Annotated in this window: 8 protein-coding genes; 5 read left to right on the forward strand and 3 right to left on the reverse strand. The window is 75.4% G+C overall.

Features of this window, described 5'->3' with window-relative positions:
• From LG632_RS27775 to LG632_RS30635, 3 genes are all read left to right on the forward strand, one after another.
• The coding region (locus LG632_RS27775; protein ID WP_374203609.1) for a DEAD/DEAH box helicase at positions 1-2757 on the forward strand (2757 nt) is incomplete at its 5' end.
• Positions 2754-3956 carry an SWIM zinc finger family protein gene (locus tag LG632_RS27780; RefSeq protein WP_226730327.1) on the forward strand — a complete coding sequence of 401 codons (1203 nt, stop codon included), beginning with the start codon at positions 2754-2756 and terminating at the stop codon, positions 3954-3956. The genes LG632_RS27775 and LG632_RS27780, both read left to right, overlap by 4 nt.
• A gap of 162 nt (positions 3957-4118) precedes the next feature.
• Entirely contained in the window at positions 4119-4805 is a 687-nt protein-coding gene (locus LG632_RS30635; protein ID WP_226730329.1) for a chaplin, read from the forward strand.
• 45 nt (positions 4806-4850) lie between these two features.
• Here the strand turns inward: LG632_RS30635 and LG632_RS27790 are convergent, their stop codons facing one another.
• Together LG632_RS27790 and LG632_RS27795 are read right to left on the reverse strand one after the other, a co-directional pair.
• On the reverse strand, positions 4851-6830 hold the full coding sequence (locus tag LG632_RS27790; protein WP_226730331.1) for a bifunctional serine/threonine protein kinase/MFS transporter: 1980 nt from the start codon (positions 6828-6830) through the stop codon (positions 4851-4853).
• 176 nt (positions 6831-7006) lie between these two features.
• A complete protein-coding gene (locus LG632_RS27795; RefSeq protein WP_226730333.1) occupies positions 7007-7687 on the reverse strand; it encodes a DUF2293 domain-containing protein in 681 nt (226 codons plus the stop codon).
• A gap of 144 nt (positions 7688-7831) precedes the next feature.
• Between LG632_RS27795 and LG632_RS27800 the strand changes: the two genes are divergently transcribed.
• On the forward strand, positions 7832-8149 hold the full coding sequence (locus LG632_RS27800; RefSeq protein WP_226730335.1) for a cupin domain-containing protein: 318 nt from the start codon (positions 7832-7834) through the stop codon (positions 8147-8149).
• Here the strand turns inward: LG632_RS27800 and LG632_RS27805 are convergent.
• Positions 8113-9552: a WGR domain-containing protein gene (locus tag LG632_RS27805; protein ID WP_226730337.1), complete on the reverse strand. Its 1440-nt coding sequence runs from the start codon at positions 9550-9552 to the stop codon at positions 8113-8115. The two genes, LG632_RS27800 and LG632_RS27805, sit on opposite strands and share 37 nt — an antisense overlap.
• Positions 9553-9645: 93 nt before the next feature.
• Between LG632_RS27805 and LG632_RS27810 the strand changes: the two genes are divergently transcribed.
• Entirely contained in the window at positions 9646-10290 is a 645-nt protein-coding gene (locus LG632_RS27810; RefSeq protein ID WP_226730339.1) for a nucleoside/nucleotide kinase family protein, read from the forward strand.
• The last annotated feature ends 235 nt before the right edge of the window (positions 10291-10525 follow it).

Genomic DNA, 10525 nt, shown 5'->3' on the forward strand with positions numbered 1-10525 from the left:
CCCGGCATCACCCCCGAAGGGGTCGACGCGTGGCGGGCCGGCCCGCTCGACGCCGACGACATCGCGGCCCTGCGCGCGATCGCGGCCGCCCTGCCCGCCGAGGGGTACGCCACCCCGCTGGCCGGGCGCCGCCCGCTGCACCTGCCCGAACCGGAGGCGCTGGTCCGAGCGTTCGCCGACGCCGTCGCCGACTGGCTGCCGCGCACCCCGGCGGCCCCGCTCGCGGCCGGGCGCCCCTTCGCGGCGGCCGCCCCCCAGCGGGTGCCCGAGCTGCGGGACTGGGCCGCGCAGGTCGCCTCGGGCGCCGACGCCGGGGTCGGGATATCGCTGCGGCTCGACCTGTCCGCGCTCCGGCTGTTCGACGAGGCCGAGCCGGAGGACACCCGGCGGGCCGGTGCCGCGGTGGTGCAGGTGCACAGCCTCTCCGACCCCACCCTGGTGACCGACGCGGGCGCACTGTGGGCCGGCACCGCCGGAGCCGGCTTCGGCCCCCGGGCCCGCATCGACGCGGTGCTCGCGCTGCGCCGCGCCGCCCGGGTGTGGCCGCCGCTGCTGCGCCTGCTGGAGCAGCCCGTGCCCGATGTACTGGCGCTGTCGGACCCGGAGCTGTCGGACCTGCTCGGGGCGGCCGCCACCCGGCTGGCCGCGGCCGGGGTCGTCGTCCACTGGCCGCGCGAGCTGGCCCGTACGCTGACCGCGACCGCGGTGGTGCGGCCCACCGCCCCCGGCTCCGCCGCCGACGGCACGTCCTTCTTCGACGCGACCACCCTCTTCGCCTTCTCGTGGGAGCTGGCACTGGGCGGCGACCGGCTGACCCCCGGCGAGATGGAGCAGCTGGCGCAGGCCCACCGGCCGGTGGTACGGCTGCGCGACCAGTGGGTGCGGGTGGACCCGGAGCTGGTCCGCAAAGCGCGCAAGCGCGAGCTCGGGCTGCTGGACCCGGTGGACGCCCTGTCCGTCGCGCTCGGCGGGACGGCGGAGGTGGACGGCGAGACGGTCCCGGCGGTCCCGGTCGGCGCCCTGGCCGCCCTGCGGGACCGGCTCACCGAGGAGCTGACCCCGCTGCCCGCCCCGCCGGGGCTGCGCGCGACCCTGCGGGACTACCAGGCGCGGGGGCTGGCCTGGCTGGACCGGATGACCTCGCTCGGGCTGGGTGGTTGCCTCGCCGACGACATGGGCCTGGGCAAGACGCTGACGCTGATCGCGCTGCACCTGCACCGGGCGCGGCCCGAGCCGACCCTCGTGGTGTGCCCGGCCTCCCTGCTGGGGAACTGGCAGCGGGAGATCGAGAAGTTCGCCCCCGGCGTCCCGGTGCACCGCTTCCACGGCAGCGACCGCACCTTGCCGCCGTCGCCGCCGTCGGGCCTCGACAGGGACAGGGACACGGACACGGAAGCGGACGCGCGAACCGGCCGGGTGCCGGACGCGCTCGGGGTGCGGGACGCGGCCGGGACGCAGGACGCGGAAGCCGGTGCCAGCGCCGGTGCCAGTGCCAGTGTCGGTGACGGTGACGGCAGTGGCCCCGCCGTGACCGGGGCGGGGGCCGGGGCCGGTGCCGAGGGCGGCAGCAGCTCTGCCCGGGCCGTCGCCGATGGCGCAGGCAGCAGCCCTGCCGGCGCGGGCTTCGTGCTCACCACGTACGCCACCATGCGGGCGAGTGCCGCCGTGCTGGCCGGGCGGCGCTGGGGCATGGTCGTCGCCGACGAGGCCCAGCACGTGAAGAACCCGCGCTCGGCCACCGCGAAGGCCCTGCGGACCATCCCGGCGCCGGCCCGGGTCGCCCTGACCGGCACCCCGGTGGAGAACAACCTCTCCGAGCTGTGGGCCCTGCTCGACTGGACCACGCCGGGGCTGCTCGGCCCGCTGACCACCTTCCGGGCCCGGCACGCCCGCGCCGTCGAGCAGCAGCACCAGGTCGAGGACGGGTGCGACGAGGAAGCGGTCGCCCGGCTCGCCGCGCTCGTGCGGCCGTTCCTGCTGCGCCGCAAGAAGTCCGACCCGGGCATCGTGCCGGAGCTGCCGCCCAAGACCGAGACGGACCATCCGGTCGCCCTCACCCGCGAGCAGGCCTCGCTGTACCAGGCCGCGGTCGACGAGGCGATGGCCGTGATCGGGACGAGCGAGGGCATGGCCCGCCGCGGCATGATCATGAAGCTGCTGGCCTCCCTCAAGCAGATCTGCAACCACCCGGCGCAGTACCTCAAGGAGGACCCGCCGCGGATCGCGCACCGATCGGGCAAACTCGCCCTTCTGGACGAGCTGTTGGACACCGTCCTGGCCGAAGGCGGCTCGGTCCTGGTGTTCACCCAGTACGTGACGATGGCACGGATCCTGGAGGGGCACCTGACCGCCCGCGGCATCCCGTCCCAGCTGCTGCACGGCGGCACGCCGGTGGCCCGGCGCGAGGAGCTGGTCGACCGTTTCCAGTCGGGCGAGGTGCCGGTGTTCCTGCTGTCGCTGAAGGCGGCGGGCACGGGGCTCAACCTGACCCGGGCCGGGCACGTGATCCACTTCGACCGCTGGTGGAACCCGGCCGTGGAGGAGCAGGCCACCGACCGCGCCTACCGGATCGGCCAGACCCAGCCGGTGCAGGTCCACCGCATCATCGCCGAGGGCACGGTGGAGGACCGCATCGCGGAGCTGCTGGAGACCAAACGCGCTCTCGCCGACGCCGTCCTCGGCTCCGGCGAGGCGGCCCTGACCGAGCTGACCGACCGGGAGCTGGCCGATCTCGTCTCCCTGCGGAGGCCCGCATGATCGCCGCGCGTGACGACCGCCGCCGTACGTTCGACTCCGTCCCGGCCGGGGTCGAGGCGACCACCTGGTGGGGCCGGGCCTGGGTGTCCGCCCTGGAGCGGCTCTCGCGCGACTCCGCCCGGCTGGCCCGCGGCCGGGGCTACGCCGAGGACGGCCATGTCGACACGGTCACCGTCACACCCGGCCGGATCGTCGCCTACGTCCGGGGCAGCCGCCCCCGCCCCTACCGCACCGAGCTGGCGCTGACCGTGTTCACCGACCCCGAGTGGGCCGAGCTGCTCCAGGGGCTGGCCGCCGACCCGGGCGGGCTCGCCGCCCTGCTGGAGCGCGAGGTGCCCCAAGGCCTCGCCGGCCGCGTCCTGCCCGGCCCCGGTGACCTGCTCCCGCGCTGCTCCTGCCCGGACGCCGGGCCCGCGCCCTGCAAGCACGCCGCCGCCCTGTGCTACCGCACGGCCCGGCTGCTGGATCAGGACCCGTTCGTGCTCCTGCTGCTGCGCGGCCGCGGCGAGCGGGAGCTGCTCGACGACCTGGCCCGGCGCAACGCCGCGGAGGCCGCCCGCGAGCGGCCGTCCGGCCCGGCCGAGTTCCCCGGTACGCCGGCCCGGGCCGCGCTCGCCCGCACCCCCGGGCCGCTGCCCGCCCCCGAGCCCGTACCGGCGGCGCCCGGCCTGCCCCCGGGCTACCCGGACGAACCGGGCGCCCCCGACCCGCTCGCCCTGGACCAGCTGGCCACCGACGCGACGGCCCGGGCCCTGGCGATCCTCGCCACGGGGGAGGACCCGATGGCCGGGCTCACCCCCTGGCAGGACGCCGTCCGGCTCGCCGCCCCGCTGCCGCACGCCGGTCTCACCGGCGCGGCCCGCCACCTGTACCGGGCCCTGGCCACCGGCACCGGCCGGAGCACCGCCGACCTGGCCCGGGCCGCCGCCGCTTGGAGGCAGGGCGGCCTGGCCGCGCTGGCGGTGCTGGAGGAGCCGTGGGACCCGCCGGCCGGCCCGTTCGACCGGGCGCGGCCGGCGCTCCTCGCCGCCTCCCTGGGGCACTTCCGACCCGAGCGGAACCGCCTGACCTCGGCCGGGCGCCAGCTCCGGCTGGGCCGCGACAACCTCTGGTACGCCTACGAGTCCCGCCCGGACGCCGAGGACTGGTGGCCCACGGGCCGCCCCTCGTCCGACCCGGTACAGGCCTTGGCCGACTGAGGGACGGGTCCGCACATCTGTGCTGCCGCACATACGTAGGGAGAGCCCAGTACACGATGGAGTGAAAAGCCCACCGGCTCTATAACCCGTATGGGTCTACCGCGTTGTTTCCGGTGCGGGTGTGACGCCCGCGCACAACTCCTCTCGGAAGGCAGGAAACTGATGCGGCACAGTCGTCGGAACGGCTTGATCGCGGCGGTGGTTGCGGGCGGCGGACTGGCCGCCGCGGGTGCGGGCGGCTTCGCCTTCGCGGACGCGGGCGCGAGCGGACAGGCCGAGCGCTCGCCGGGGCTGCTCTCCGGAAATCTGGTACAGCTGCCGGTGCACGTGCCGGTGAACGTCTGCGGGAACACCGTCAGCGTGGTCGGGGTCCTCAATCCGGCGGCGGGCAACCGCTGTGCCAACGACTCCGGCCACCCCCATCCCGGCCCGCATCCCTCGCAACCCCCGCACACCCCCAAACCCGGCGGGGCCAACGGCGGCGGATCCACCGCGCACGGCGGCGGAAAGGATTCGCCGGGGGTGCTGTCCGGCAACGGCGTCCAGCTCCCGGTCGACCTGCCGGTCAACGTCAGCGGCAACGCCGTGAGCGTGGTCGGCGTCGGCAACGGGGCGAGCGGCAACACCTCCGTCAACGGCCCCGCCCAGCCCGCACCCGCCACCCCCATCCCGCCCGCGGCCACCCCCCGCCCCGTCACCCCGCCCGCGCCGCAGACCCCCGCGCCCGAGGGCCCGTCCCTCGCCCACACGGGCGCCGACGGCGTGGCCCTCCTCCTGCCCGCCGGCGGCGCCCTCCTGCTGGGCGGCGTCCTGCTGTACCGCCGCTTCCACCCCACCGGCACCTCCTGAGGCCGGCGGTCCCGGTCCACCCGAGCACCCGGCCCGGCCCAGGTCCTAGGGGGGGAGGTAGCCCATGCCCATGAGCAGGGCGACGGCGCCGACGTTGGCCGCAGCGGTCGCGAGGAAGGCCCCGACAGGTGCCTGGGCCCTGGCCACGCCGGAGGGCGTCGCCAGGGCGCCCGCCGTCCGGGTCTGCCACCACACGTAGGCCGCGAGCAGGATGCCTGCGGCCGGGAGCACGACGACGTGGCCGGGGAAGTACGGGACGGCTCCGCTGATCCCGGCGGCCCCCGCGGCAGCGAGCAGCACCCCGCGCCCGTCGAAGGGAACGCCGATGCGGCCCGGGCGGTCCGGTACCAGCGCCGCCGTCCCGATCACGGCGACGACGGCGAACGGGATCGCGGCGAACAGGCACCAGCGCCAGGACAGGCTCGTGGCGAGCAGCCAGAACGCCGGCAGACCGAGCGCCGGACCGCCGCCGGCGATCGCGACGTAGATCCCGAAGGCCTTACGCCGTTCCCGGGGCTCGGGGAAGGAGGTGGACACGAGAACCGGTGCTGACGAGGAGACCAGCGCGGCGAAGGCGCCCTGCAGCGCGCGACTGGCGATCCACACACCGGACGAGGGGGCCAGACCGCCGAGGGTGGCGGCCGCGGCGAAGCCCACCAGGCCGATCAGCAGCATCCTCTTGCGGCCCACGAGGTCCGCGACGCGGGCGCCGAACAGCAGCAGCCCGACGAAGACGAGCACATAGGTGAGGGGTGCCACCTGGAGGTACACGGTGGACGTCAGCTGCACGCCGTCGAAGGGGAGCCCCAGGTCGCCGGCCGCGCCGCCCCACCACGTCGCCGTGCTGGAGAACGCCGCGTCGATCAGCACGACCAGCTGCGCCAGGGCGAGCGCCAGCAGGCCCCACCAGCGCCGGGGAAGCGCGACCTCCGGACTCGGCGGGTAGGCGGGGGCGGTGGGGACGTACATCGGTGACGCATGCGTCGCAGGTGCCTGGGAGGCCGGGGGAGCCGGGAAGGCCGGGGGAGTCTGGAAGGCCGGGGGAGCCGAGGGCGCCGGCCGGGCGGGCGGGACGCGGGGGTCCGGCGGTGCGGTGACGGGCTCGGCGGATACGGGCGGGGCGACGGCGGGGGCGTAGTCCAGCAGATGAGCGGCACGGCGGCCGAGCTGGGCCAGTACCGCCCCCGGCAGCCACTCACCGGCCTCGTCGGTCGCCGTGCGCGCGGCCACCTCGTGGGGGGTGGGCCGCTGGGCCGGGTCCTTGTGCAGACAGGCGCGCACGAGGTCGACGAGCGCGTCCGGAACGCCGGTCAGGTCCGGCTCCTCCTCGGCGACCCGGAAGAGATGGGCGTTCAGACCGGAGTCCGTCGCGCCGAAGAGCAGGCGTCCGGTGGCGGCGTAGACGAGGAGCGCACCCAGGCAGAACACGTCGGACGCCGGGGAGAGTTCCAGGCCGCGCACCTGCTCCGGGGACATGAAGCCGGGCGAACCGATCAGCATGCCGGTGCGGGTGTGCAGGCTGTCCCCGGCCAGGCTGTCCATCGCGCGCGCGATGCCGAAGTCGATGACACGGGGGCCGTCCACGGTGACCAGCACGTTGGACGGTTTGAGGTCCCGATGGATCAGGCCCGCCGCGTGCACGGCCTGCAGCGCGAGGGCGAGGCGGTTGGCGAGGGTGCGGACCGACGGCTCGGGCAACGGCCCGAAGTCCCGGCCCACGACGGTGGTCAGATCGGGTCCCGGGATGTACTGGGTCGCCACCCATGGCACGGCGGCCTCGGTGTCGGCATCCAGGACATCGGCGGTCCAGGCTCCGCCCACCCGGCGGGCCGCAGCCACCTCGCGGGCGAACCGCCTGCGGAACTCGGGGTGCTGGGCGTGGCCGGCCTGGACGACCTTGACCGCGACCGTGCGTCCCAGGTCGGAGCGGCCCAGGTAGACCAGGCCCATCCCGCCTGCGCCGAGGCGGGCGATCAGCCGGTACGGGCCTATGTGTACGGGGTCCTCCCCGGTCAGTGGCTCCACGGCGCAGGTCACCCTTCCGGTTGCGGTGAGCCGGGCCGCGCTGTCCGGCGGGCGCGGCGAAGGCGCCGGGTCGCGGTAAGAGGAGTGCGTCGTGGCCCATGCGGTGATCCCCCTGGATGGGTGCGGAGACCCCACGGTAGAACAAAGATCGAGGGCGCCGGCAGGGGATTGCCGCACTAGGCGGCCGACGGTGTCTCCTTCTCGGGCGGGGGTGTGCGCCAGGTGTCCAGGACGGCGTCGATGCGGGCGGCCAGGCGGGCTCGGGCCTCGAACCGGGGGACACGGGCCGCGAGCAAGGCGTCGTACTCGGTGTCCAGGTGGCGTACGGCGGCCCGCACCGCCACCGCGACGGCGGCCGGGTCCAGGGCGCGGCCGGCCGCAGTCCGCCCCACCCGGCCGCTGCCGCGTAGCGAGGCGTGCGCGGCGATGGCCGTGGCGCGGTCGGGCGGGCATCCGGGGAACAGCCGCAGTATCTCGGCGGCGAACGCCGCCGTGAACCGGGTGTCCTCCGCCGCGCGCCGCCGCCTCGCCCGGTCCCGTCCGCGCGCCCGCACCGCGGCGTCGGCGCGGCACGCCTGCTCGGCGCGCGCCAGCGCCTCCCGCTCCACCAGCAGGCCCTGCCGCTCGTAGCGCCGGCGCCGCTTGTTGAACCGCACCACCACGGCCGAGACCGAACTCCCCGTGCGCGCGCGGCGGGTGAGCGCCGCATCGCCGCGCGGCAGGTAGACGAGGTGGCCCAGGGCGGAGCAGTCCAGGCAGCGGGGCACACCGGAGACCCTGACCAGGTGCGGGAGCGGCCCCTTCCGGCACTCCGCGCAGCTGATCCCCTTCAGCGGCTCGAAGACCACGAGATTCATGCCGAGTTGATACCGCCGAGCGGGCCCTATATCACCTCCCGCCGCCCGTTGCTTGCGATTCCCCGGGAATCTCGCTACTTCTCCGAGTCGGTCCTACTGTGTGATTTCCTGATCACGTCGCACTTCTTGCCAGGAGCAGCACACATGGACGTCGTGGCCCGCGAGGTCGTCATCGAGCCGGGCGGTTCCACCGGATGGCACTACCACCACATGGAGATCTCGGCCATCGTGAAGTCCGGGACGTTGACGCGGATCCTGCACGACCACACCGTCGAGGTCAGCACGGCCGGGGACTTCTTCGTCGAACGGGCGGGTGCCCACCACGTCCACCTCGGCCGCAACCTCGGCGCCGTACCCGTCGTGCTCCACCTCACCTACGCCCAGCCCGAGGACCGCCCCTTCGCCGTCCCCGCCCCGGCCCCCGCTCAGACCAGCCGGCGTATCTCCCCGCGCACCCGGTAGAAGCCTCCCGAGGCCGCGTGCAGCCCGTCCACCACGTACCGGGCGCCGGGCTCCCGTATGCCTCGGGGGAACTGGACGTTCCACGTCGGCTCGTAGCCTCCGGAGACCACGTGCACCCGCAGTCGGCCGCCCTGCTGGACGCACTCCACCACGACCCCGCCCGCCGGCGCCGCGCTCACCGTCGCCACCGCCGCCACCGACGCCGCCGGGGTGTACACGGGCAGCGCCGCCGCCGACTTCACGTCCACCGCCGTGGGCACCGAACCCTGCTGGGCCGCCGTGATCGCCGCCTCGCTCGCGTCGACGCACACCAGCGAACCGTCGGTCGTCACCAGGTACAGCCGCTCGTCCAGGTACTGCATGGACAGCGCCGAGCCCGAGCCCGTGCGCAGCTTCCACAGCCGCCGGCCGTCGGCGTCGAAGCAGTAGACGGACGAGGAGGAGTCGCCGGCGAAGACGTGCCGGCCGTCGGGCGAGGTCGCGCACGAGTACACCGCCGCGTCACAGCGGTAGGTGGCCGTGATCGCCCCCGTGTGCTTGGCGAGCCGCTGCACGCTGTGGCGGCCCGTGCCCGCGTAGACCGCGCGGTCCTCCTGCCAGCCGAAGAGCACCCCGCCGTCGGTCCGGGTGTGCCACAACTCGCCGCCGCCGTCCGGGGCGTACGCCGTCACACCGCTCGCATGGCCGTGGTAGACGGCGTCCGCGTCCGCCCGGACCATCCACGCGTGCGCCCCGGCCGACTTCCGCGACCACTGGAACTCGTCCTCGTGGTCGATGACCGTCAGACCGCCGGCCGCGTCGGCGACGTTGAGCACGCCCTCGCGGATGTCCAGCCAGAAGATGTCCACGTCGTCGGCGATGTCGTACGCCTTGAACGGCAGCTTGGACGACAGGTCGTACACCCCGCCGTCGTCACAGCCGGCGTAGATCCAGAAATCGTCCGCCACCAGGCACTTCACCCCGTCCGGCAGCTGGTACCGGGCGAGCACCTCGCCGCCGTGGCTGAGGGTGTAGACGTCCCCCGCCTGGTTGCCCACCCAGCAGCGCTCCTCGTCCACATGGATGCCGAACGCCGCGGCGCCGGTGCGGAAGCGCCACAGCACCGGGGCCGTCGCGCGCGCCGTGGACGGCGCGGAGGACACCTGGCGACGGGTCACCGGGCGGGCCGCGCGCTGCCCCTGGACCGCCGGGGCGTACCCCTTGCGCACCTTTTCGCCTATCTTCTTGGCGGCCGCCGCGCGGGCCTTGTCCTCGGTCGGGAACGACGAGCTCTGCACCTGGCCGCTCGCGCCGATCCGGCCGTACCGGACGCTCACGGCGGTGCCGTCGACGGTCACCTCGTAGAACTTGTGCGCTCCGCCGCCGTCCTGCGACAGCTCCAGATACGTGGTCTCGCGAGCCATGACAGACCCCTCCCCAAGGCCAGGCCCGACGGCCCTGTTCCCGTCGGTGATCCCTCGTGGAAGAAGCTACGGGCCACCACTGACAATGGGCCCGTGCACCTGGAACCGATCACCTGGGAGCGGATGGCCGAGCGCCTGGCGGCCCATCTCGACGAACGCACCACGCCCCGCGACGGCGGCCCCTGGCTGCGGGTGGCGGTGGACGGCGCGCCGCCCGCCGGCACCGGGACGCTGGCCGAACTGACCGCGGCGGCCCTGCGGTTGCGCGGCCGGTCGGTGCTGGTCGTCGCGGCGGGAGGGTTCCTGCGCCCGGCCTCGGTGCGCCTGGAGTACGGCCGCGAGGACGTGGAGGCGTACCTGCGGGGCTGGTACGACACCGCGGCGCTGTGGCGCGAGGTGTTCGCGCCGTTGGAGCCGGGCGGCACCGGGCGGGTGCTGCCGGACCTGTGGGACCCGGTCACGGACCGAGCCACCCGCAGCCCCTACGTCCAGCTGCCGCCCGGCGGGGTGGTGATCGTGCACGGCCCGTTGCTGCTGGGCCACTGGTTCCCCTTCGACCTCAGCGTGCACATCCGCCTGTCGCCGGGGGCGCTGGCCCGGCGCACCGAGGAGCCGGAGCGGTGGACCCTGCCCGCGTACGAGCGCTACGCCGCCGAGACCGACCCGGTCTCGGCGGCGGACACGGTCGTCCGCGCGGACGACCCCCGTCACCCGGCCTGGTCCGGCCTTCCGGACTGACCGCTCCGGGCCGCTCCGGGCCGCTCCCGCGACGACACCGCCGCCCGCCTCTTCCCGCGCCGCCCGGCGCCGCCCGCCGGTCCGCCCGCTACGGGCGCCTGCCCGGGCCTGGCTGCGGCCGCCCCGGGTCTGGCTGCGGCTGCCCGGGCCCTGCGCCTGCGACTCCCCGGGCCTGGCTGCGGCCGCCCTGGCCTGGCCGCGGCGAAGCCCTGGGAGAACGTGCGGATGCCGAACT

This window comes from Streptomyces antimicrobicus (assembly GCF_020532625.1).
In the GTDB taxonomy this organism is placed as follows: domain Bacteria; phylum Actinomycetota; class Actinomycetes; order Streptomycetales; family Streptomycetaceae; genus Streptomyces; species Streptomyces antimicrobicus.